Here is a 21,111-nt window from a genome sequence, read left to right on the forward strand (position 1 = left end):
CAGGAACAGCCGGAGTAGGGGGCACAGCCAACGGTTGTGCAAATTCGCCAAAGTCCCGCCGTTTGAAGCAAAAAACTCTCCATATAAATCAGATAAATATGGAATATCGCAATATTTTGTTACGATCTGTAGATTTCGCAAAATGCATCCTAACCAAGAATGTGCTACTATGGGTTGCATAAATGAAAGATTTTAGATATTTAGCAATATCGTGGGTAAGCGTGAAATTTGTCATTTCATAGGGATAATCCAAAATGATTAATTCGGCAGATTCACAAACAGAGGGCAAGTCGATGTCCGAGTTCGGTCACGATGAAAAAAGTATATATATTACGGCTGTCGAATATTTGAGGCAAGCTGCAGTGCTTCTGGTAAGTATAAATCAAACAAAAGATAGTTTGATAATCGATAACCTTACAAATATCATTGAAAATAGACCAAATATATCCAGAAAATCAGCTTCTTTAGCCGGACGTCGGCTGCATAAGAAAGTTTGATTTGGCCACATAAACTGTGGATTTATATAATTCTATATAGTTTCCATCTTTTTTAATCTTGTCGATAGATAATTGCTCATAACAATATCTATTTGAAATAATTTCTGAAAAATATAAATAAATAAAAATATTACTATCTATATATTTCATGATATAAATTTATTTTTTCTCATTTTTTGAAATATATTGCTTGCCTATCCGGTTGACTCCCATACCTACTAGATCTAGTGTTGGGCATGGATGTCCTGGCCCGTGAAGACCTGCCGTTCCCGCAGTCTCTGCCGGAATTCCAGCGTATTTTCCCGAACGACGCGGCCTGTGCCGCCTATCTCGAAAGCGCCCGCTGGAATGGAGGGTTCGCCTGCCCAAGGTGCGGCGTCGTTGGCGAGCCGTTCCGTTTCGAGGCGCGCCCGGGCGTTCTGCGCTGCCGGGCCTGTCGCAAAGACGTAAGCCTGATGGCTGGGACCGTTATGGAACGCAGTCACACGCCGCTGTCGACTTGGTTCTGGGCGGCTTACTTGATCGCCAGCCAGACGCCCGGAATGTCGGCCGTCCAATTTCAGCGGCAACTCGGCCTGTCGCGCTACGAGACCGCCTTCGGCATCCTTCATAAGCTGCGCGCCGGGATGGTGCGCCCCGAGCGCGACAAGATTGGCGACACGCCGCAAGAACACGTCGAAGTGGATGAAACGTGGGTTGGAGGACGAACCCGAGGCGATGGACGGGGTGTCCATCACAAGGTTCTCGTCGCCTGTGCCGTGGAGGTGCGCCACCGGAAACCGGGAACCAAGCTCGACAATCGGAAAGACGGTCGCTACGCGGGACGCGTTCGTCTCGCTGTTGTCCCCGACCGTAGCGCCAATTCGCTCTGCGGATTCGTCGAAAACGCCGTTGCTCCCGGATCGCTGATCGTTACCGACGACTGGAGCGGCTATGCCGGTCTCGGAAGGCGCGGGTTCGACCACCATGCAATCGCCGAATGCGGCGACCCGGAGGTGGCAGAAGAATTCCTGCCGATCGTCCACTTGGTCTTTACCAACCTGAAGACCTGGATCAACGGCATCCATCACGGGGTCAGCGCCAAACATCTACAAGCCTACCTCAATGAATTCACGTTTCGGTTCAACCGGCGCCTCTATCCCTTCAACGCGTTCCGCTCGCTGCTCGGAATCGCGGGTAGGGCAGCCGCACCAACCTTTGACGAGCTTTATTCCGGGGAATGGACACACCCTACATTTAGTGGGTGTGGGTAACAACCGGATAGGCAAGATATATTGCTCTACAAGCCTCATTGCATGTGAGTATTTTTTAAAGTCTACAATGCCGTTTTCATCTTTTAATATAATCCATCCACTTCTTTTACTATTATGGAAATTTGGCACCATAGCCTGCCAGCGAAAGCCAACTTTGGTCCAATTGAGAGTGATCTCACAGCCATCAGTACGATTAAACCGCGACCAGCCGGATCGCAGCCAGAGCTTCGTCGCGTCGTTTGGAATCGGCAGGTCCAGCATTACGGGCAGCTTTCCTTTCTCGCTCGGTATGTAGCATATTTTCCGAGCGAGTTGCACAGCGCCAGGCCACGCGAAGCGTCCTCTATCTTACCGGGCCGCAGCCTCAGATGCCCGAGCCTCGATCCACACCAGAACGCTGCCTTCTCAGACCTCATCACCTCTTTCAACCATGGCCCTTCATCATTCAATTCCACTCATTTGTCGCGTGGTTCCTGCCGTCGGACTGCAATGAGCGTGCGTCTAAAGCGTGCCGAAGATAGCCTGCTCGACCATTCCCCTTCACTTGATAAAGCCCTAGGTCAGCCTTCCGTAACAGTGCGTCTGGTCCATCACCGTCTTCCGGGAAAAGAGCGATCCCGACAGATGCAGAGATAGTAAGTTCGATGGAGCCGAACGGGATGGGTCTGCTGACCGCATGTACAACACGGTCGGCCAATTCGTGTGCCTGGTCAGGATGGTCGACGTTGGCTTGGACGATACAAAATTCGTCGCCGCCAAGCCGAGCCACAACGTCGTTTCTACGAATGGTGTCCGTCAGCCTTTTGGCAACGACACACAAGATTTGGTCGCCGGCCTGATGACCAAACCTATCGTTGATCGATTTGAAGCCATCGAGGTCCAGAAGCAAGATCGCAAACCCCTGCGCATTGGCAGTGGAAACGGTGACAGCCTCCTTAAGGCGCTGGTTAAGATGGCTTCGGTTGGCCAGGCCGGTCAGCGTGTCATGGAGGGCGCGGTGCGTGGCATTTTTTTCGGCTTCACGAAACCGGGTTACATCCATCAAGACAGTGATGACAAATGGAGTTTCGTACCCAGCCTGTTGTAGGTGAATCAATCGCTTGTAGATCAAAAAAATATGTTGCTCACCCCTGCCATCGGTTAAAATCTCCTCGTCTTCATACGGCTGGCCGCTCGAAAATATTTCATCCGTAATCTTACGGGAGGCGTCGATATTCTTCTTGGGAATTATAAAATCATCAGTTTTTCTGAGAAACGCTTCGATTGTACAATCAAAAAAGTTACACATAGGTTTATTTACAGAAACGAATCGATAATTTGAAGCTATTATGAAAATTGGAATTGGTAAATAATTTATTATTTTATGAATTTGATTTTTATCAACATTTTCCAATACTTTTGTAATATCCATTGTATTTTACCACATTTAGACGATACTTCAGAATTTATTGAAGTATCACTTTTCACGTTAAGGCTCATATCAATTCGTAGACCAGTTTACTTTTTTGTTTGCCATTTCACGATTCCAAGAAAATTCTCTTCTTGGAGGTTATTACGTGTGGCTATTGGACGTATCTGAGCTGCTAGATGACATTTGTGTAAAGAAAGATTACCAAATGCACGTGTAAGGTCAAGAGTTATCCAAAAATCAACCGTAGGTTCGGGCTATGGGTTCGCGCAAATGTCTGCCCAACGGACCAGCGCCTGTGCGCTGCCGGCACCCGAGAGATGGCTTCCGGCTGCCTGACAAAACCCTTGCACTCATCAATGGTTCAAAAAAGGCCGGCCGATGCTGAGCCGTAACCTGGTAATCATTTAGCGGCGTCAGCCTGTAACGGCTCTGTTCCCATCCAGGGGCTCCACGTCCATCGGCATTACGCCAGGCAGATTCATCTGTCCGTCCCTCAACCAAGGCCGGACACTAATCCCAAACGGAGTAAATTATCCTGGCAGGTCACCATCTTGCGTCCGTTATGGTCGCCCGGGGTTCATGTGAGTCGTCTTACCGGCGGCGCGATATGGTGAGGGATGAGGGTTGAGGTTATCCAAAATGTCGATATTGTTTGTTTCGAAAGGCGAATTTAAGAGAAGATTTTAGTCAAGAGAAGACGCCATGTCGGGCATTATGCCGCCTCCATTACCTTCTCCCTCACAGAGCTTTGCCTCGGCTCTTCGGGCATTCCTTGACACACTGATCGCCGTGGCGGCTTGGCGCGGTGAAGATTTCCGTCAGGTGTGGGTTGTTGAATCGGCCAAGGCAATTCGGTCAGCCATGGAGCAGGGGCCAATATGGGCGACGATGGAAGACCTTATTCCTGACGATGATGACCTTCTGAGCAAGGTGGCATTTGATGTGCTTGAAACAGAAATGCTTTATGTGGCCTTCCGTTATCGCCGCCTGTTGCCTGAAGAGAGCCGCAAGGTCGTCGCGAGCGTGGAAGAGCGATTTGCAGGTGTCCAGGAGGGTGATCCGACCGCGCCCGGCGCTGTTGATGACATCGAGACGGTGAAAGGAAGCATTGAGAGACAAATCAAGAAACTTCCAAAGTGGCTGCAGCGCGTTCTTGAAGTTCTGATGGAGCTTCTCAAGCTGACAAAGGGTATGATTCACTGATTTGCACGGCACCGCGGCGCAGAGCGTCGTCGAATTTACTAACCTAGAGCACGTTTTTTTTTCAACGCCGGGCGACTCACGGTCGGATTTATAGCCACGATCTGATCGGTATTGAGCAGATGCGTCCGATTGTCGCTTGCGCTATATTGCGCATGATAACGTCCTCTATCATGCGCGACGTTCAACCCGCGACGTTTCGTGATTGAAGATTTTCGAAAATCGAACAGCCCCTCCCGGTCCTGCGCCCTGTCCTTAGCCGGGTTGGCGCTGGCGTATTTCGTGGGGATCGTATGCCCCGGGCCGGCGTTTCTGATGGTGAGCCGGGCGGCGGCGGCGGCGTGTTTCGGCATTGCGCTGGCGATGGCGATGGCACGGTATGCATCGCTTTACCGGGCGATGCAGATCGTCGGCGGGCTGTATTTGATCTGGCTCGGGGTCGGAGCGTCGCGGGCCAAGCCGGGTTCGGCCGAGACGGGCGCAGTTTCAGCGCGGCCGGCGGGGCTGACGCGCGGGATTTTGACCGGAGCGGTGCTCAATCTGGGCAATCTGAAGATCGTGGTCTTCTTCACCAGTATTTTCGTGGCGCTGCTGCCGGCCTCGGCGCCGCTCTGGGTGCGGCTGGCGGCGACGGCGATCGTCGGCGCGCAGGAGGCGGCCTGGTATATTCTGGTGGCCATGTTGTTTTCGCGGCCTCGGGCGCAGGTGGCTTATCGGCGGGCGGGCGTTTGGATCGAGCGGGTGGTAGGGATGGTTTTGTTCGGGATCGGGGCGGATATCGTCGTCGCGAGTGTGAAATCGGGCGTGTGAGGGCGCTCACCCCAGGCGGAGCACGGTGGCACCCGCCGCGATGATGGCGATGGCGGTGAGGCCGCGGCTTCCCGGGCGTTCATGCAGGAACCACCAGGCGAAGAGCACGCCGAACAGCAGGGCGGTTTCGCGCAGGGCGGCGATGGCGCCGATCGGGGCCTGGGTCATTGCCCAGAGGGCCAGGGCGTAGGAGGCGATGGAGCAGGCGCCGCCGCCGAAGCCGCGCAGAAGCGGGCCCGGTTTCAGGGCCGCGCGCAGGCGGGTGGGGCTGAAGCGGGCGAGGATGAGGATCGCCGGGATGGCGGGAAGCACGAAGGTCCATAGCGCATAGGCGAGGGGGGCTTCGGAAAGGCGGACGCCGACGCCATCATTGGCGGTGTAGAGGGCGATGATAATGGCATTCGCCAGGGCGAGCATCAGGGCGCGGCCTTCCCCCGCCTCGCCGCGCCGGCGGGCGAGCAGGCCGACGCCTGCCGAGATGAGCAGCAGGCCGCACCAGCCGGCGCCGCCGAGGGTTTCGCCGAGGAAGATTGTGGCGATCAGCGCGGTCAGCGCCGGGGCGGTGCCGCGCATTACCGGATAGATGAGGCTGACGGCGCCGCGCGCATAGGCTTCGGCGACGAGGTTGAAATAGACGATGTGCAGCAGTGCCGTCGCCAGCAGATGCGGCCAGGCGGCGGCGCGGGGCCGTGGCAGGAAGGGCAGCGTGGCACCGGCAATGACGGCGCCGCCCAGGATGAGACCGATTGTCGCGCTGCGGCGGTCGGCGCCGCCGCGAATGGCGACATTCCAGGCGGCGTGCAGCGCGGCGCCCGCCAGGACCGCCGTTATCGCCCAGGGCGGGATCGTCATGGCATGATGATGCTCCGTTGGTTCGGAGGAGCATCACCATGGAATCGGCGCAGGGTCGAGGGTTTAGGCGCTGGCGGCATCGAGTGCCGCGATGGCGGCCGCGCTATTGGCGTTTCTCCAAGGCCCGGTAGAGGGTGGCCCGGTGGACGCCCAGCAAGCGGGCAACCTCGGCCACGGATTTGCCGTCCGCCTCGATGAGCTGACGGGCATGAGCGATCTGGTCGGTCGCGAGAGCAGGCTGCGGCCCAAAACGCACACCGCGCGCCTTGGCTGCGATCCTGCCGGTGCTGGTGCGTTCGACAATAAGGGACCGCTCGAAATCGGCCATGCCGGCGAACACGGTGAGCACCATGCGGCCGGCCGGCGTCGTGGTATCGGCCCACGGCTCGGCCAGTGAGCGCAAGCTGGCGCCAGCCTCTTTGATACGCTCGGCAATATCCAGCAGATCGCGCGTGGAGCGGGCAAGCCGGTCCAGGCGCGTGACCGTCACCACGTCACCGGCACGCAGGTGATCGAGCAGGCGTGCCAATTCTTGCCGGCCACGCTTTGCCCCGCTGACCTTCTGTAACCATCCGCCGAATGCCGCCTGTCGATGATGGAGTGATGCGCTCATAAATGCGCCTGTAAGGGCGACGCTATGAGCGGGAGTTTGGATGGAGATCATCACGGGAATTGAGCGCCGGCGTCGCTGACGTGATGAGGACAAGCTACGGACTGTGGCGCAAGCGGAGGCGCCTGGTGCGGTGTTTGCGGAAGTTGCGCGGCGGCATGACATATCACGTGGTCAGCTATGGAACTGGCGCCGTCTGGTGCGTGCTGGCGAATTGAGTTTGGCTTCGGCACCTGCGCAATTCCTGCCGGTTCGTATGTCGCCGGAGTTGTCGGCCGCTGCGATGATTGCGGGGCCTGAGGATACGGATCGGGCGTCTGTTGCGGCGCCGCGCAACCAGGGTCGGCTCGAGGTTCGTCTGGCTGGCGGTACGCGGGTGGTGATCGAGGGCATGGTGGCGCCAGCGGTGGTCACGGCGCCGAGGATCCGGACTGGCACCGCCGTGAACATCTGTTCCGCGCGGCGGATGCCCGCGCCGTCGCGGCTCGCTGCAACAGGCTGGTCGACCGCATGCGGGAAGCAGGTGTTCCGCTCCGAGAAGGTGCGCCCGAAGCTCAAGATGCGGTTGATCCGTCGCCTGAACCCTGAAATGGTGGGCTATTCGCAAAAGGTGGCCTGAACCAACCAGGCAATGCACAGCACGGAGGTTCCGTCTTGGGCACCGTTCGTGTTATGTTCAGGCCGCGCAGACAATCTCCCGTGGTGCCGGTTCGTTTGCGACGGCGCGCTTTTTTTGAAGGGGTATTCGACATGTCGGCCCTGTCGATGCTGTCCGGACATCTGAGCGTCTCGACGGCGGCACGGGTGAGTGCTGGCCAGATCGCTGTGGCTTTGGAAACAGGTCATTTGTCGGCGATCGGCGACAGCCATGCCCGCGCACTCGTTGCCGGCGTCTTCAGCGAGCACGATCCAGACCTGATCCTTCGCGCCACGTCCGAGGCCGGTGGAACCCCGGCTACAGCCAATGCCCTCTACCTGGAGAGCCTGGCGGACGGCATGCCCTGTTGTCCCGGATGGGAGCATCTCATGCGTGAAATCCTGTGAGCGGTGCCGATATCAGGTCCTTCTGCGCAAGCGGCTCCTGGAGGGAACTCGCCAGAGTGGCTGCGGAACTGGTCGCTGGAGCCGAGCGACGGGCAGGCGTCGAAATGAAGCCCCTGCTCGGTGGCGGGACGCGACTGATGCTCGCGTATGAGCACAGGATCAGCCACGACATCGACCTTTTCATCCATGACGCGCAGTGGATCGGCTTTCTGACGCCTCGGCTGCATGATGATGCAGGCAGGTTCCCACTATACGAAGAGGCATCGAATTTCCTGAAGATCAAACTTCCTGAGGGTGAGATCGACTTCATTGTGGGGATGTCTTTGCTGGGCCTTGCCGATGAGTCGTACCCAGGGGTACCGTTCGCCCTGGAGCCGGTCGCCGAGGTCCTGGCGAAGAAGCTCTTCTACCGCGGCGCCTCACTCACGGCGCGGGATCTTTATGATTGGTGGGCGGTGTCCAGCGCCACTCCTGATGTCTTTCCGGCGGCACAGGTCGTGTCTCTCCTTGGCTCAAAGGTGAGCGGCGTCGAAACGGGTCTGAAAAATCTATCGCGGTCCAAAGCCGCGCTGGGTGTCTGGGATGCGTTGATCACCAGTGCAAAGCCGAAACTCACAGAGGCTATCGCGTGGGCAGAAAACCAGCTCATGGTGGGCCCAACCTTGAATGTCGCCCGGACGGGCCGACCATGAGCGGAGGCGGGTCCCGCCATAGATACCAAAGATCGCGCGGGCTTCTCATCAAACCTGCGTCGAAGAAATTTATGCCAACCACCTTTTGCACATAGCAAAATATTTGAATAACGTGTTCTGATATTGTAATCTGGCGATGCGCCCGCAGGGTGCGTGGCGAATTGAATAGGGGTGGCTTCAGGTGGCCAGGCTCTGGATTTTTTCCGACATCCATGCAGAGTTCCGCCGGGGCAAGGCCCCGATCGGAGGGCTCACGCCACCGGAGCATGCCGATATCGCCGTCATTGCGGGAGATGTCGATCACGCGAGGCACGCGGTGGCCACGACTCGCCGCTTGATCGGAGCCCACCTGCCGATCGTTATGGTTGCCGGCAACCATGAGCACTACGGAGCGCTGCAGACCGTGCCCCGGGGAATCTCACTGATGAAGCAGGCCGCGCTCGAGGACGGGAACACCTTTGTGCTCGAGAACGACGTCGTGGAGATCCCCGTTCGCGGAGAGCGAGTCCGGTTTATCGGTGCGACGCTCTGGGTGGATTTCGGGCTTTTCTGCGAGCCTGGACGCCATGCCGAATATGGCCGCCGTGGCCTGTCCGACTTCACCGAGATCATCAGCGAGGACCCGTCCCTGTTCGCCATCAGGCCGGTGGACATGATGCGCTGGTTCTCGGCCTCCCGCGCTTTCATCAAACGGGAGCTTGGGAGGCGGCTCGACGGGCCGACGGTCGTTGTCACTCATCACTGCCCTTCGATCCGGTCGGTCGCCCAGCGCTACCTGAACGACCCGATGACGCCGTGCTTCGCCTCAAATTGCGACGACTTGCTGGATCTTGGCCCCGATCTCTGGGTGCACGGCCATACCCACGACAGCTTCGATTACCAGGCTGGCCGGACGCGGGTGATCTGCAACCCGCACGGCTATGTTTATGGCGGTGAGCTCGAGAACCGGTCATTCAACCCGGCCCTGGCGATCGATGTCGGGCAATCGCCATGAGTCGCATGACAGGGCCTACCAAAGCGGCGCCCCTTGGCGGCATCCTGTTTTACGGCGATCCTCACGGGGAGTGGCGTCCGCTGGTTCGCGCGGTCCTGGAACACCGGCCGGCCGCGGTCGTGATCCTCGGCGATTGCGGCCTGGACGTGCCGCTGCGCCAGAAGCTCGCCTCAGTCTGGGACCTGGTCCCGAGATGGCGCTGGATCATCGGCAACCACGACGTCGACAGCATCGCCGAATACGAGTTTCTGGTGGAGAGCCACCCGGATGGCGACCTGGGCGGGAAATGGGCGGAGCTCGACGGGGAGATCGTCGCGGGTCTTGGTGGCGTCTACGCGGCAAAGGTCTGGTACCCGAAATTCGGTGGCGATCATGACGATCCGCCGAAATTCCGGACCAGGCAGGAGATGATCAAGCAGACCGCACGGGCCGACCGGTTCAAAGGGGGCGTACCGCGGTCATCGAGGGCGACCATCTTCCCGGAAGACCATGAGGCGCTGCGGCGTATCAGGGCCGCGATTCTGGCCACACACGACGCCCCGACCTCTCACCGGCACGGCTTTGCAGCGATCGACGAGCTCGCGCGCGAGATGGGCGCCGGCCTCGTCGTCCATGGTCATCACCACCACAGCTATGTGGGGCAAACGGCCGACGGCATCCCCGTCCGGGGGCTGGACATCGCCGAGCCGTGGCTCTGGAAGGAGGGTGAATAACCGCATACTGGAGATGGCCTGAGCGTCGGAATCTATCCAGATAGGTGCCGTTCCTATTTGTATTGTATCAAGGATACTGTTTTTGTAATCTGACATATGCGCTCTGAAGCCAACTTCCATGGCGGAGCTTGAGGAACGCCCGAATAGCCGTTTTCGTTGACGATGTCCGCCACCCGTTCGGCCGCATGGTCATGTGCCACATGTGGGCGGACACGCTCGATGAGCTGCTCGCCATGGCCGACCGTATAGGCGTTCAGAGGAAGTGGCTGCAGCAGCCGCCCAAGGCATCCTGGGTCCACTTCGACATAAGTCTCGGAAAGAAGGCCCAGGCAATCGCCGCCGATGCGATCCTGACCGACCGGTTTGGCCCGGTTGAGCACGTGGCACGACAGCGGGGTGATCAGGCGAAGCTCGCGACGATCGAGGCGATACGCCAAAGGGCCTGGCGGCAAGCAGCCAACGTCTGATGATCTGACCGCCGTCTAAGTCTTCGCCCGGAGACACGTCTAAACCGCCCTAAACTCCCTAAACTCCCTAAAGTCGCAAAGGCAAATCAGCTCGCAGATGGGGCGGGCCATACGTTCCTCGTCATTCCAGTTCTCCCCCCGGCCCAAATCTAAAACAGATTCCGGACCACTCAATGGAGGGCGGTCACAGGCGATGAGGTTCGATCAGCTTGCGGCCAATCTCAAGCGCTGCCTTCTGCAGCTCCGCCAAGAAGCGCGGTTTCCCGTTGTCGACGATCTGACTGGTCAGGCTCGTGATGCTGATCGACCCTGCAAAGGCGCCTGAGCGATCGAACACCGGGACACCGATGGCGGCTAGGCCGGGGACGAAGTCGTCGACAGCGAGTTCATAGCCTGCAGCCCGGATGCGTTCCGCCGCCTGCCTGAGTTCATCCGGATCGGTTTGACTGACGGGGGTCCGTGCCACCAAGGGTTTGCGGAGCGCGCTTTCGCGCTCTTCAGGGGTTATGTTGGCGAGCAGAACACGCGGTCCGGCGCCACAGTTGAGCGGCGTGCGTGCACCAACTCCGAACCAAGGGGCATCGATGCTGGGCTGTGCAGATCGGACACGCTCCGTGCAAACCGCCATTCCGTCATGGTGCACCCACAAGAACGTCGTCATGTGACACAGCTCTGCGATGTCGCTCAGGTATGGCGCCGCGACCTCTCGAAGCTCCCTCCCGGTGTGGACTGCCGACGCGATCTCCAAAACGCCTACGCTGAGGGCGTATAGGCCGCTTCTCTCATCATGGTCGACCAGACCTGCAATAATCAACGTCTGAAGCAGGCGCCGCGTCGTGCCTTTGTCCAGCTCGGCTGCCTTAGTGAGCTCAGTAAGGGTCTGCCTTGGCTTCGTCAGAGAAAAAGCTCTCAATAGCGCGATGCCGCGATCGAGCGCACGCACCAGCGGCACGCCGGGTTTCGGCTTCAAATCGCGCTCAATGTCCTCGGCCATAGATGATCCCGCTGCCTAATGAACGCGAGCCATAGCCGAAAATCGCGGATTCAAAAATGTCACGTGATGATACTAAATATCATCTGTTGACACACATGAAATGCTTTCTTAAAGTCCCGCCCAAGTCGGAAGTACCGGCACCAAAAATGGGGATTCCATGTTCAATCGACGCTCGACCGCCATAGCATTTCTACTTGGGTGGTCTTCGACGGTCGTTCGCTCTCAAGAGCTAAAAAACTGCCGCTCCTCTCGGACGAGGTCGTGGCTCTGAGCGTCAAAGGACTGCGGAAGGTTTATCGGAAGCGCGGCTTTTTTGGAGTCGAGCACGAAGTCCGCACCGCCGCTGGCGTTTCCTTCTCGCTGAGCCGCGGCGAGACACTGGGCATCGTCAGTGAGTCCCGATCCGGCAAGTCGACCGCCGCGCGCTGCTGCATGCGGTCGATCGAGCCCAATGGTGGTCGGATCGCGCTCGGTGATTTGATTCTGTCTGTACTCAGTGCCTCGGAAGTTCGTCGGCAACGCAAGCACATCCAGATGGCTTTCCCGGAGCCATTCGCCTCGCACAATCCACGGCAGATTGTCGCCCGCGTTATTGCGGGCGGGCCGGTCGCCCATAGCGTTTCCCGGCACACTACGTTGCAAAAGGCGCGAGAGATGGTGGCGTCGGTCGGCCTTCCCGGGCGAGCGATCGACTGCTACCGGAACGAGCTCTCAGCAGGCCAGCGCGTCGGCATCGCCCGCGCGCCCGCGCTTGAACCCGACGTCCTGGTGGTGGATGAGACCGTCATAGCGCTCGACGCCTCAGTGCGAGCCCAAATTTTGAAGCTGATTAAGGACATTCAGAGCCGGCAGAGCCTCACGATCCTCCTCGTCACGGATGATCTGCGGGTCGCCGCTGAGATTTGCGACCGCATCGTCGTGATTCACCCCGGCAAGGTCGTCGAAGCCGGGGAGGCGTTTCAATCTTCGCCGCTTCCCAACATGAATACACCCGTGAATTGCTCGCCGCCGTGCCCAGCGGACGGCGCGTCGGCAACTGACCAACAAGAACCCTAGTCCGGAGATCACCATCATGTCCCTCGATCCTGCATTGCGCGAGAAGATCCTAGCCTCCGTCGAGTCCGGTTTCGCAGAGCAGATCGCCTTTACCGAGGAGTTGATCCGCTTTGCCTCGGTGCGCGGCGCCGAACATGCGTGCCAGGATTTCGTCTTCCGCGCGCTGCGGGAGCGCGGCTTCGCCATGGATCGATTTGCGATGGATCGTGACGCGATCGCCGCCCACCCTGGCGGCAGCCCGTGGTCGGAACAGCACTCCGATGCGCCGATCGTCGTTGGCATCCATTATCCCCAGGAGGAGAAAGGTAAGTCGCTGATCCTCCAGGCTCATGTCGACGTCGTGCCACCCGGGCCCGCGGAGATGTGGACCAACGGGGCCTTCAACCCGGTCGTCGAGGGCGACTGGCTCTATGGCCGCGGTGGCGCCGACATGAAGGCGGGCCATGCCGCCAACTTCTTCTGCCTGGACGCGTTGCGGCGCATTGGCCTTCAGCCGGCTGCGACGGTCTACGTCCAGTCGGTGGTTGAGGAGGAGTCCACAGGCAACGGCGCGCTCATGACGCACCTGCGCGGCTACAAGGCCGATGCCGTGCTCATTCCCGAGCCAGAGGAAGAGATGCTGGTGCGCGCCAATGTCGGCGTCCTTTGGTTCCGGGTCGAGGTCCGCGGCCGGCCGGTGCACGTCCGAGAGATGGGCAACGGCGCCAACGCTATCGACGCGGCCTATCGCGTCATCAGTGAGCTGCGGAAGCTGGAGCAGGAATGGAACGACGCCAAGACCGGTCGCGAGCACTTCGCCGACGTCGAACATCCCATCAACCTGAATATCGGCAAGATCGAAGGCGGCGATTGGGCGTCCTCGGTGCCGTGCTGGTGCCGGATCGATTGCCGCATCGGTCTCTACCCAGGCGTGAATGCCGCCGAAGCGTCCAAGGAGATCAGCGACCGCGTGGCGGCCTTCGCTCGTTCCGACGCATTCATGGGCAACAACCCGCCGAGCGTCACGTTCAACGGCTTCCACGCCGAGGGCTATGTCCAAGCCCCCGGGACCGAGGCAGAAGCCGTTCTTGCGCGCGCTCATGAAGGTTCGACAGGAAAGCCGCTGCAGAGCTTCATGACGCCGGGATATCTCGATACACGCGTCTACGCGCTCTACGACAAGATTCCGGCCCTCTGCTATGGGCCGATCTCCGAAAACATCCACGGCTTCGATGAGCGCGTCAGTATCGCCTCGCTGAAGCGCATCACCGGCACCATGGCGCTTTTTGTTGCCGAATGGTGCGGCGTGGAGCCGATCAAGACATGGCCCCGATGCCATGGCGGTTGAGCGGGAGGTAGAGCAGATGGCGCTTTCGGATGGCATGAGCCGGGCGGAGGTAGATCGTATCGAGGCGAAGGACTTCGCCTTGGGCATCGGCCCGTTGCGCCCCCGAAATGCGGCGACGTTGATCCTGCTCGACGGTCACGGCAGCACGGCTCGGATCCTGCTCGGGCGCCGTCATCGCGGCCATGCCTTTATGCCGGGGAAGTTCGTCTTCCCTGGCGGCCGGACCGATCTCAGTGACGGGAGGGTCGCTGTCGCCGCTCCGCTCCATCCGCAGGAGGAAAGTCGCATCGCCGGAAGTGGCTACAGGGCGACCTCGGCGCTCGCCCAGGCCGTCGCCCTCTCGGCTATACGGGAAGCCTATGAGGAGGCGGGAATGCTGCTCGGGCGGGCCGAGGTGTTTCAGACTGCGATCACAGCTTGGAGGGACTTCGCGGCGCAGGGGGTGAAGCCCGCTCTCGACCGGCTTCGGTTCGTGGGCCGCGCGATCACGCCCCCGGGCCGGGTGCGCCGCTTCGACACGCGCTTCCTTGCCGCTTTTCGTCATGATGTGGTCGTCGAGCTACCCGGCGGCGGGCCGAGCGGCGAACTCGAAGAGCTCGTCTGGCTGCCAATCGATGAGGCGAAGAGGGCGGATGTCCCCGCGATCACCTTGACCATGCTCGACGAACTGCAAAGACGTCTCGCCGACGATCCCGAACTCAAGCCGGGCGTGCCCGCGCCCATCTACCGCATGCATCGAAGCCGCTTCGTCCGTCACTTGGTCTAAACGACCCGACGCTGGATCCAATCCAAGAGGGATCGAGCAATTTGACGCCAATTGACACGATCAACCACGCGCACGACCGAATGAACGATCGGTACGTTCGGAAGGGAGGTGGGTTGAAGTTGTGTCATGGTATGACACAATAGATCAACGATTGACACCGGCTCCAATTCATTGGATCGTCAGCAGACTGGTAAAGTGATCGCAATCTTCCGAATTGTGACAAGATGAACAGGGAGGGCGTCAGCGGTATGTCTCTCGACAAAGAGGGCGCTAGTCGCATCATTAAGGCCGTAGATGCGGGCTTCCAAAGACGGCTTGCTCTCACTGCGGGCCTAATCCGCTTCCAGTCCACTCGCGGCGCAGAACTCGGCGTGCAGGACTTTGTCTTCCAAGAGTTACGAGATGGCGGAGATGCGATGGAGCGTTTCAACATCGATAAAGACGCCGTTGCTCGCCATCCCGACGACGGACGCTTCAGCGAGGACATGCTAAAGCCCTTATCGCCGTGGCATTCATCGTCCGCAGCAGGTGGCCGGACGGTCGCTCATCCTTCAGGGGCGCGTTGATGTTGTTCCGGCAGGGGCGATCGACGTGAGGGCAGACCCGCCATTCGAGCCGGTTGTGCACGACGGTTGGTTTTTCGGGCGAGGTAGCGCAGACATGAAGGTGGGCAAAGCGGCCAACATCTTCGCGCTGGACGCACTACGGCGCGAGGGATACCAGCTGGCGGCGACCATCTACTTGCAGTCCGCTGTCGAAGAGGAATCGACCGGCAATGGCGCATTAATGGGGCATCTTCGCAGTTATAGAGCCGACGGAGCTCTGATTCCCGAACCGGAAGACGAAAAGCTGGTGCGCCAATGTCGGCATGCTATGGTTCGAAATCGAGATCAGGGGCATGCCGGCGCATGCGCGGGCGATGGCGTCCGGCACCAACGCAATCGATACGGCGTATCGCCTGGTCGGTCACGTACGGCCGCTCGAGGCCGAGTGGAACGCGCGCACGGACGAACACCGGCATTTCGAGGACGAGGCGCATCCGATCAATCTAAATCTCAGCAAGATCGAGGGCAGGGACTGGACTTCGTCGGTGCCGAGCTGGTGCCGGGGAGCGCGGCGGAGGACATGCTCGCGGAATCGCATCACGACGCGACAGGCGAGAGGCTGGAGAGCTTCATGAGCGCGGGGTATCTCGATGCCCGGGCCTACGCTCTCTACGACCGCATACCGACCCTCTGCTACGGGCCGATATCGCGAGACATTCACGGCATAGACGAGGCGGTCAGTCTCGCATCCCTGAAACGCATCACCACGGCTATGGCTTTGTTCATTGCCCGATGGCCCGGGCTGGAGACGGCTGCCCAACTCCGGCGCGGCATCGTGTGCTCAACAGGAAAACGGGAAGGCTCATGAACGACAAGGAACTTGCACGGTCGATGCCAGGCTTCATCAAGCTCTGGTTTCTGCTCGACTTCATTCTTTGCTGCACGCCGCCGATCTATCTTGCGTTCAGCGGGCGCGGGGCGACGCCCGGGCTGCCGTTCTCGATCATCTATTTCGTGTTCTGCGGCGCGTTCGTCACGCTCAGCATCCTCGCCGCCGAACGCGTGAAAGCCTGAGGTCCGGCGCATGCTCATCACATTCGGGGGGCTCGCCCTCTTTTTCGCAATCATCGTCATCTACCTGCAGATCTCGTTCCGGCGCGACCGCGATTTCGGCGATTATGCCGTCGCCGGTCGCTCGTTCGGCGCGTTCTTCCAGTCGATGTCGTTCCTTAACACCTGGTATCCGGGGGCGATCTTCATCGCGTTCGGCGGCCTCGCGGCCACGGCCGGCGTGATCAGCTTCTACCTGCTGATGTACAGCCTGCTGACCATCGTCGTGATGTACGTGATCTCGAACCGGGTCTGGCTCTGGGGCAAGGAGTTCAACCTCTATACCCAGCCCGACCTGTTCGCGCTGCGCTATGACAGCAAGAACCTGCGGCTGATGATCGGCGTCATCGGCATCGTGTCGCAGTTTCCGTGGATCATCCTCGGCATGAAGGCGCTGGGGATGATGTTCTACTACATGGCGCTGAAGAAGATCGATTTCGACGTGGCGGTGATTCTCGGCGTCATACTCATGGTGATCCGCCAGTTCTGGACGGTGCAAATGGGCATGCGCGGCGTGGTGATCTCGGACATGCTGCAGGGCGTGGTCTCGTATATCGGCGGCAGCCTGCTGCTAATCGGGCTGATCGGCTGGCTGATGATCGATCGCCATGCCTCCTTCGCCGCCCTGCCGGACCATCTGTTCGAAATTCCCGGCTTCGGCTCGAAGCAGGGGCCCCTCTACGTGTTCGCGCTGATCTTCACAAGCGCGCTGGGCGGCTGGTGCTGGCCGGGGATTTTCGTGCGGCTGTTCACGGCGGACAGTGTCGGCGCGATGAAGAAGGCGGCGGCGATCTCGGCGCCGATCTCGCTGATCTTCGGCGCGGCGGTGCTGATCCTCGCGATGCTTGCCTCCACGATTCCCGCGGTGGCGAAGGCGCCGGACGCGGTGTGGTTCATCGTTAACCAGCAGGCGGGCGGGCTGGTGCTGCTCTCGATTGCCGGGATCATCATCCTGGCCTCAACGATGGGCAATATCGACGGTAACATCCAGTCCACCGGGGCGCAGATCGCCAATGACATCATCGGAGATTTCACGAATCTCGACGAGAAGCAGAAGGTGCTAGCCGCCAAGATCGGCATGGTGGCGATCACCTTGCTGGGGGCCTGGATCGCCACGATGAAGATTCCGCAGCTCTTCAACGTCGCGGTCATCGGATACCAGGGCATCATCCAGCTCGCAGTGCCGCAATTCCTCGGTATCTTCTGGCTGCGCGGCAACCGGGCCGGTGCCTATGCTGGCACGATCGTCGGCTTCGTGCTCGCGGTGGTGCTGACGCTGCACTACCCGGCTTATGTAGGACCGCTCTGGGGGCTCACCTCGGGCTTCGTCGCCCTTGCCGTCAATTTCGCGGTTTATGTCGCCTGCGCCTACATCTTTCCGCACACGCCGGAAGAGGAGCGGCGCGTGCGAGGTCTCTTTGGGGATGTGGCCGGCCAGGATGTAAGCGTTGCGGCTAACGTGAGATAGACTGGGAAATAATAGCAAAAGCAGTGGTGTGCGCGCATTTGGTGGAACGTAGGCCCGCCCCACTGCAAGCTGTTTTGACCTATCGGGCACTGAGCAGTCTGCGTGAACCTATCCGGCCTCGGAGCAAGGGCAGTGTCAGGTATTCCGCGTATGGGTGGTGGTTGAACGTCAGGCCGCCAAAGCTCTTACGATGTGATCGCCAAAGACGACGGCGAAATGCGCCTTTGCCATAGCCCATTCTCGAGGCGGCATCACCCACTCTTTGTCAGAGCGGTTCAGGATCAGATAGAGCAGCTTTGGTTTCGCCCGTCTGCCCGTCCCCCCGATCCGTCCGCCGCGCAGAGCCTCGAGAGCTTCCGACGCTTCACGGCCGCGAGCGAGGCTGGCGACCTGGTGGCGGTAAGGAGCGAGAGCGGCGGCCAGGTCCGGTTCTGGCTGACGAACATCGACGGGCTTTCCCGCGCGCGCGGCCTCCTCTTCACCGAGGACTGGCCGGAATTCGGCGACCATGCCTGGCTGCTCGCGACCGGACGGAACGCCTTCTGCCCGGACGGCCAGGACCGGCTGGTCATCCCGACCGCAGCGGTCATCCGCTTCATCGAGGAGTTCCCGCACGGCGTCGCGATCGATGCGTCATCGAGCAGGGCCGCGCTCCTTTCGCCCGACATGGCCTCCGGCTAGGTTGGGCCATGGCCAGATCGCGCTCCCGTCGCCGCCGTTCAGGATCCGAGCCGTTCGCGGCCCTTGCCGGCCTTGTCGCCCTGGCGATGGCCGGCAAGGTGCTTGCTGCCATTCAGCATGATGGTGAGCAGTTTGGTGCCGTTCTCCGGGGGCTCGAACTGCCCGCCATGGTCGCGCTGCTCATCATCGTCGGCCTGCTCGTGCTGGCATTCCAGATCCGCCGGCGCCGGCGGCGCGCCTACCGCGAGGCGATGCTGCGCATCGGCGGCAGTGACCCGCTCTCGCTATCGCCGGTCCAGTACGAGCATTTCTGTGCCTTCCTGCTCGAGCACTATGGCTGGAAGACCGAGACGACCCGGGCGTCCGGGGATTTCGGGGCCGACATCATCGCCCGCCGCGGCGGCGAGGTCATGGTCGTCCAGTGCAAGCGCTACGCCCAGCCGGTCGGCGTGAAGGCGGTGCAGGAGGCCCATAGCGCCGCGTCGTTCTACGGCGCGGGTCGCACCGCGGTCATGGCCTGCCGCGGATTCACGCGCGCCGCGCACGCACTCGCCGGCAAGACGGGGACGACCCTGGTCCAGGTGGGCGAGAACGACGCCGCCGCGTTTCGCTGAGCGCCCGGATCAGGGCGCCGGTTCGGCCGGCGGGTCATCGGCCGGGTCTCCATTCTGGTCTGAGGGTGCAGAAGAGGTGGGCAGCCCAGCTTCTGGATTGCACGGCGTACGTCGCGAAGGCGGCGGTATGATGTTGTCGATATCCGGCACGCTCATGGCCTCCTCTGTAATCTGCGCATCGTCGCTGTGCGCTTCCGGCTCCCTGATTTCGATGCCGAGATGCCGCATCAGGTTCAGGGCCAGATCGAGGTGGATGTTCAGCCGGCCGCGCTCAAGTTCGGATATTGTTGCCTGGCGTGTTCCAACCATGGCCGCCAGGTCGGCTTGACGGACACCGAAAGAGATGCGGACTTTCCGGATCAGCTGCCCGAAGTGGATCAGTAGATCTGCAGAGCTCTCTTGGTCGATCATCGCGCAGCCTCCATCTCACGGCTGAAAATACGTCGAGACGTATATGATATGATATACGTCTCGACGTATATGCAATCACAAGCGCCGGGATGCTTGTGATCCGAAATCCCCGCAATCAGAACCCCGGTATTGGCCCGTCATCCTCCCGGTCGTCGTAGTGGACATGCTGGTCTGCCTTCTCCATCCACGCGGACACGGCGGCTTCGACGGCCGGCCCGGCCGCCTTCGCCAGGCGGCCCAGCCGCTCCCGGTCCAGTGTTTCGAGGTCGATGTCGTGGATCGGCGGGAGGAGCATGTCGGATCGGGGCGAGCTGCCGAGGTAGATCCAGTCGATGAGCGCCTTCTCGGGCGTTGCGATCGGCATGCGTCCGGGGAATGGCCGGTTGAGGGCCTCCAGACGGTCCTCTTCCTCACCAGCCGCGAGCACCGCGGCGGGGATCCCCTTGAAGACGAACACGCCGGCCTCGGTCGCGCGGTGCCCAAGGGTTGGCGGCGGATGGCCGGTCCTGAGCGGCACGACCGCGGTGACATAGGCGGAGGGGTTGTTCAGGATGCCGTGCGCGCCGAGGACGCGCTGCAGAGACACGATGGCCCCCGGCTCGAGGTGTTCGGCCGCCTCGTCCGGCCCGGCCGCCGGGGATGCCTCGCGGTTCAGGTAGAGCCGGCGGTTGACTGGCCAGATGCACCGGGCATCCGCAAGGTCGCCCACGAGCCGGCGGTATCCGCTCGTCGACAGCATGATGCCACCACCCGCGAAGAGATCTTCGAGCCCGCGGCGCGTGATGACGCGCGGAACCCCGAGCCCCCGGAGGAGCTCGATCGCGCGGATGACCGTGCTCATGGTGTCGGGCCTGGCTCCTGGTTATCCGGCCGGCGATCGGGGCTCCGGTCTCCGTCGGCCAGCCATTTCTCGACGGCGAGCGCGACCCGGACCTTCATCTCCTCGAACGCATCCCGGTCCAACGCCTCCGCCACGCCGGCCGGCAGGGTCGGCAGCACCTCCTCGCGGAAGAGCTTCCAGCTCATGGTGTCCAGCTTATCGAACAGCGCCTGCCGGGCACGCTCGGTGCGCAGGTGATCGATCATGTGCGGCGGTGGCTCCGCCCGCATGGTGATGAGGATGTCGAGGTCCCACAGGTCACGCGGCGCCAGCCGGTTCTCGCTGAGCAGCGCGATTGTCTTGGCTCCGGCCATGGCATCCGCGGAATAGGTGTCGACCATCACGAGGGCGCCGCCGATTTCGGCCGGTGGCTGCATCTCCATCCTGGTCAGGCAATCATCCCCCGGCATCGGCCGGCGCGACACTTCGATGGTGAGCGCGACCTGAGAACCTCCGACAGTCCGGCCGCCGATCTTCCACCGCGCCACGGTGTCGGTTTGCTTCGGCTCGCTGATCCGGACGTCTTCGAGAATGCCCGTGGCTACGGCGTTGCGGATGGCCGACCGGATCAGCGTCTGGGTGCGCGCCAGGTTGGCCCGCCGCGCATCGTGCTGCAGGTCGATGTCCTTGGTGTGCCGTGCGCTCCCGAACAGCGCGCGCATGGCAAATCCACCTTTCAGCGCGATCTCCCGCTCGGTCGATTTCACGAATATGCT

At 60.5% G+C, this 21,111-nt stretch carries 23 protein-coding genes and 3 pseudogenes; 18 read left to right on the top strand and 8 right to left on the bottom strand.

Going from position 1 to position 21,111, the window contains the following annotated elements; all coding sequences use genetic code 11:
* Positions 1 to 254 precede the first annotated feature (254 nt).
* Both ACRY_RS19430 and ACRY_RS01055 read left to right on the top strand, forming a co-directional pair.
* Positions 255 to 497: a hypothetical protein gene (locus ACRY_RS19430; RefSeq protein ID WP_155856297.1), complete on the top strand. Its 243-nt coding sequence runs from the start codon at positions 255 to 257 to the stop codon at positions 495 to 497.
* 236 nt (positions 498 to 733) lie between these two features.
* Positions 734 to 1,750, top strand: coding sequence for an IS1595-like element ISAcr1 family transposase (locus tag ACRY_RS01055; RefSeq protein WP_007421341.1), 1,017 nt, complete (start codon positions 734 to 736; stop codon positions 1,748 to 1,750).
* 445 nt (positions 1,751 to 2,195) lie between these two features.
* Here ACRY_RS01055 and ACRY_RS18490 read toward each other — a convergent pair whose 3' ends face one another.
* The gene (locus ACRY_RS18490) at positions 2,196 to 3,161 is read right to left on the bottom strand and encodes a sensor domain-containing diguanylate cyclase (protein WP_011930708.1); all 966 of its coding nucleotides are present in this window, start codon (positions 3,159 to 3,161) and stop codon (positions 2,196 to 2,198) included.
* Positions 3,162 to 3,863: 702 nt separating this feature from the next.
* Here ACRY_RS18490 and ACRY_RS01065 point away from each other — a divergent pair.
* Together ACRY_RS01065 and ACRY_RS01070 are read left to right on the top strand one after the other, a co-directional pair.
* A complete protein-coding gene (locus tag ACRY_RS01065; RefSeq protein ID WP_011930707.1) occupies positions 3,864 to 4,364 on the top strand; it encodes a hypothetical protein in 501 nt (166 codons plus the stop codon).
* Between the two features lie 198 nt (positions 4,365 to 4,562).
* Positions 4,563 to 5,171: a LysE family translocator gene (locus ACRY_RS01070; protein WP_231295212.1), complete on the top strand. Its 609-nt coding sequence runs from the start codon at positions 4,563 to 4,565 to the stop codon at positions 5,169 to 5,171.
* A 6-nt stretch (positions 5,172 to 5,177) separates the two neighbouring features.
* Here the strand turns inward: ACRY_RS01070 and ACRY_RS01075 are convergent, their stop codons facing one another.
* Positions 5,178 to 6,023 carry a DMT family transporter gene (locus ACRY_RS01075; protein ID WP_011930705.1) on the bottom strand — a complete coding sequence of 282 codons (846 nt, stop codon included), beginning with the start codon at positions 6,021 to 6,023 and terminating at the stop codon, positions 5,178 to 5,180.
* A 103-nt stretch (positions 6,024 to 6,126) separates the two neighbouring features.
* Positions 6,127 to 6,636, bottom strand: coding sequence for a recombinase family protein (locus ACRY_RS01080; RefSeq protein WP_043508886.1), 510 nt, complete (start codon positions 6,634 to 6,636; stop codon positions 6,127 to 6,129).
* Positions 6,637 to 6,730: 94 nt separating this feature from the next.
* On the opposite strand from ACRY_RS01080, the pseudogene ACRY_RS18495 reads away from it, so the two are divergent.
* The 6 genes and pseudogenes from ACRY_RS18495 to ACRY_RS01110 form a co-directional block, all read left to right on the top strand.
* Positions 6,731 to 7,252, top strand: a pseudogene (locus ACRY_RS18495) (transposase); the annotation flags it as partial.
* A 35-nt stretch (positions 7,253 to 7,287) separates the two neighbouring features.
* The gene (locus ACRY_RS01090) at positions 7,288 to 7,677 is read left to right on the top strand and encodes a hypothetical protein (RefSeq protein ID WP_011930702.1); all 390 of its coding nucleotides are present in this window, start codon (positions 7,288 to 7,290) and stop codon (positions 7,675 to 7,677) included.
* A 56-nt stretch (positions 7,678 to 7,733) separates the two neighbouring features.
* Positions 7,734 to 8,369 (top strand): nucleotidyl transferase AbiEii/AbiGii toxin family protein, encoded by a 636-nt coding sequence (locus ACRY_RS01095; RefSeq protein ID WP_231295214.1) that lies wholly within the window; start codon positions 7,734 to 7,736, stop codon positions 8,367 to 8,369.
* Positions 8,370 to 8,550: 181 nt separating this feature from the next.
* On the top strand, positions 8,551 to 9,363 hold the full coding sequence (locus tag ACRY_RS01100; protein WP_011930700.1) for a metallophosphoesterase: 813 nt from the start codon (positions 8,551 to 8,553) through the stop codon (positions 9,361 to 9,363).
* On the top strand, positions 9,360 to 10,076 hold the full coding sequence (locus ACRY_RS01105) for a metallophosphoesterase (protein WP_011930699.1): 717 nt from the start codon (positions 9,360 to 9,362) through the stop codon (positions 10,074 to 10,076). The genes ACRY_RS01100 and ACRY_RS01105 overlap by 4 nt, the downstream gene beginning before the upstream one ends.
* 200 nt (positions 10,077 to 10,276) lie before the next feature.
* Positions 10,277 to 10,543 carry a DUF4031 domain-containing protein gene (locus ACRY_RS01110; RefSeq protein ID WP_331271356.1) on the top strand — a complete coding sequence of 89 codons (267 nt, stop codon included), beginning with the start codon at positions 10,277 to 10,279 and terminating at the stop codon, positions 10,541 to 10,543.
* 184 nt (positions 10,544 to 10,727) lie between these two features.
* Here the strand turns inward: ACRY_RS01110 and ACRY_RS01115 are convergent, their stop codons facing one another.
* Positions 10,728 to 11,537 (bottom strand): IclR family transcriptional regulator, encoded by an 810-nt coding sequence (locus ACRY_RS01115; RefSeq protein WP_011930697.1) that lies wholly within the window; start codon positions 11,535 to 11,537, stop codon positions 10,728 to 10,730.
* 261 nt (positions 11,538 to 11,798) lie between these two features.
* Between ACRY_RS01115 and ACRY_RS01120 the strand changes: the two genes are divergently transcribed.
* The 6 genes and pseudogenes from ACRY_RS01120 to ACRY_RS01145 all read left to right on the top strand — a co-directional run bounded on the left by ACRY_RS01120 (position 11,799) and on the right by ACRY_RS01145 (position 17,809).
* On the top strand, positions 11,799 to 12,593 hold the full coding sequence (locus ACRY_RS01120; protein ID WP_050751067.1) for an ATP-binding cassette domain-containing protein: 795 nt from the start codon (positions 11,799 to 11,801) through the stop codon (positions 12,591 to 12,593).
* 16 nt (positions 12,594 to 12,609) lie between these two features.
* Positions 12,610 to 13,920, top strand: coding sequence for an ArgE/DapE family deacylase (locus ACRY_RS01125; RefSeq protein WP_011930695.1), 1,311 nt, complete (start codon positions 12,610 to 12,612; stop codon positions 13,918 to 13,920).
* A gap of 16 nt (positions 13,921 to 13,936) precedes the next feature.
* Positions 13,937 to 14,686, top strand: coding sequence for an NUDIX hydrolase (locus ACRY_RS01130; RefSeq protein ID WP_011930694.1), 750 nt, complete (start codon positions 13,937 to 13,939; stop codon positions 14,684 to 14,686).
* A gap of 248 nt (positions 14,687 to 14,934) precedes the next feature.
* Positions 14,935 to 16,099 (top strand): annotated as a pseudogene (locus ACRY_RS20530) (ArgE/DapE family deacylase).
* Positions 16,096 to 16,305, top strand: coding sequence for a hypothetical protein (locus ACRY_RS01140; protein ID WP_043508890.1), 210 nt, complete (start codon positions 16,096 to 16,098; stop codon positions 16,303 to 16,305). The pseudogene ACRY_RS20530 and the gene ACRY_RS01140 overlap by 4 nt, the downstream one beginning before the upstream one ends.
* Positions 16,306 to 16,315: 10 nt before the next feature.
* Positions 16,316 to 17,809, top strand: a complete 1,494-nt coding sequence (locus tag ACRY_RS01145; protein ID WP_011930693.1) for a sodium:solute symporter family protein — start codon at positions 16,316 to 16,318, stop codon at positions 17,807 to 17,809.
* Positions 17,810 to 17,977: 168 nt separating this feature from the next.
* Here ACRY_RS01145 and ACRY_RS19435 read toward each other — a convergent pair.
* Positions 17,978 to 18,115: pseudogene (locus tag ACRY_RS19435) on the bottom strand (IS256 family transposase); the annotation flags it as partial.
* Positions 18,116 to 18,202: 87 nt separating this feature from the next.
* Between ACRY_RS19435 and ACRY_RS19845 the strand changes: the two are divergent.
* Together ACRY_RS19845 and ACRY_RS18055 are read left to right on the top strand one after the other, a co-directional pair.
* Positions 18,203 to 18,490 (top strand): hypothetical protein, encoded by a 288-nt coding sequence (locus tag ACRY_RS19845; protein ID WP_043508891.1) that lies wholly within the window; start codon positions 18,203 to 18,205, stop codon positions 18,488 to 18,490.
* An 8-nt stretch (positions 18,491 to 18,498) separates the two neighbouring features.
* Complete coding sequence (locus ACRY_RS18055) at positions 18,499 to 19,104, top strand: restriction endonuclease (RefSeq protein WP_011930691.1); 606 nt, start codon at positions 18,499 to 18,501, stop codon at positions 19,102 to 19,104.
* Between the two features lie 9 nt (positions 19,105 to 19,113).
* Here ACRY_RS18055 and ACRY_RS18505 read toward each other — a convergent pair whose 3' ends face one another.
* From ACRY_RS18505 to ACRY_RS01170, 3 genes are all read right to left on the bottom strand, one after another.
* A complete protein-coding gene (locus ACRY_RS18505) occupies positions 19,114 to 19,515 on the bottom strand; it encodes a helix-turn-helix transcriptional regulator (protein WP_011930690.1) in 402 nt (133 codons plus the stop codon).
* Between the two features lie 115 nt (positions 19,516 to 19,630).
* The gene (locus tag ACRY_RS01165; RefSeq protein ID WP_043508892.1) at positions 19,631 to 20,356 is read right to left on the bottom strand and encodes a hypothetical protein; all 726 of its coding nucleotides are present in this window, start codon (positions 20,354 to 20,356) and stop codon (positions 19,631 to 19,633) included.
* On the bottom strand, positions 20,353 to 21,102 hold the full coding sequence (locus ACRY_RS01170; RefSeq protein WP_043508894.1) for a nucleotidyl transferase AbiEii/AbiGii toxin family protein: 750 nt from the start codon (positions 21,100 to 21,102) through the stop codon (positions 20,353 to 20,355). Before ACRY_RS01170 ends, ACRY_RS01165 begins: the two co-directional genes overlap by 4 nt.
* Positions 21,103 to 21,111 lie beyond the last annotated feature (9 nt).

Origin of the sequence: Acidiphilium cryptum JF-5, from assembly GCF_000016725.1 — a bacterium.
Classification (GTDB): Bacteria; Pseudomonadota; Alphaproteobacteria; order Acetobacterales; family Acetobacteraceae; genus Acidiphilium; species Acidiphilium multivorum.

Coding starts and splice junctions, on each gene's coding strand:
- ACRY_RS19430 (WP_155856297.1), top strand. CDS start 255: ATGATTAATTCGGCAGATTCACAAACAGAGGGCAAGTCGATGTCCGAG.
- ACRY_RS01055 (WP_007421341.1), top strand. CDS start 734: ATGGATGTCCTGGCCCGTGAAGACCTGCCGTTCCCGCAGTCTCTGCCG.
- ACRY_RS18490 (WP_011930708.1), bottom strand. CDS start 3,161: ATGGATATTACAAAAGTATTGGAAAATGTTGATAAAAATCAAATTCAT.
- ACRY_RS01065 (WP_011930707.1), top strand. CDS start 3,864: ATGTCGGGCATTATGCCGCCTCCATTACCTTCTCCCTCACAGAGCTTT.
- ACRY_RS01075 (WP_011930705.1), bottom strand. CDS start 6,023: ATGACGATCCCGCCCTGGGCGATAACGGCGGTCCTGGCGGGCGCCGCG.
- ACRY_RS01080 (WP_043508886.1), bottom strand. CDS start 6,636: ATGAGCGCATCACTCCATCATCGACAGGCGGCATTCGGCGGATGGTTA.
- ACRY_RS01105 (WP_011930699.1), top strand. CDS start 9,360: ATGAGTCGCATGACAGGGCCTACCAAAGCGGCGCCCCTTGGCGGCATC.
- ACRY_RS01110 (WP_331271356.1), top strand. CDS start 10,277: ATGTGGGCGGACACGCTCGATGAGCTGCTCGCCATGGCCGACCGTATA.
- ACRY_RS01115 (WP_011930697.1), bottom strand. CDS start 11,537: ATGGCCGAGGACATTGAGCGCGATTTGAAGCCGAAACCCGGCGTGCCG.
- ACRY_RS01125 (WP_011930695.1), top strand. CDS start 12,610: ATGTCCCTCGATCCTGCATTGCGCGAGAAGATCCTAGCCTCCGTCGAG.
- ACRY_RS01130 (WP_011930694.1), top strand. CDS start 13,937: ATGGCGCTTTCGGATGGCATGAGCCGGGCGGAGGTAGATCGTATCGAG.
- ACRY_RS01140 (WP_043508890.1), top strand. CDS start 16,096: ATGAACGACAAGGAACTTGCACGGTCGATGCCAGGCTTCATCAAGCTC.
- ACRY_RS01145 (WP_011930693.1), top strand. CDS start 16,316: ATGCTCATCACATTCGGGGGGCTCGCCCTCTTTTTCGCAATCATCGTC.
- ACRY_RS18055 (WP_011930691.1), top strand. CDS start 18,499: ATGGCCAGATCGCGCTCCCGTCGCCGCCGTTCAGGATCCGAGCCGTTC.
- ACRY_RS18505 (WP_011930690.1), bottom strand. CDS start 19,515: ATGATCGACCAAGAGAGCTCTGCAGATCTACTGATCCACTTCGGGCAG.
- ACRY_RS01165 (WP_043508892.1), bottom strand. CDS start 20,356: ATGAGCACGGTCATCCGCGCGATCGAGCTCCTCCGGGGGCTCGGGGTT.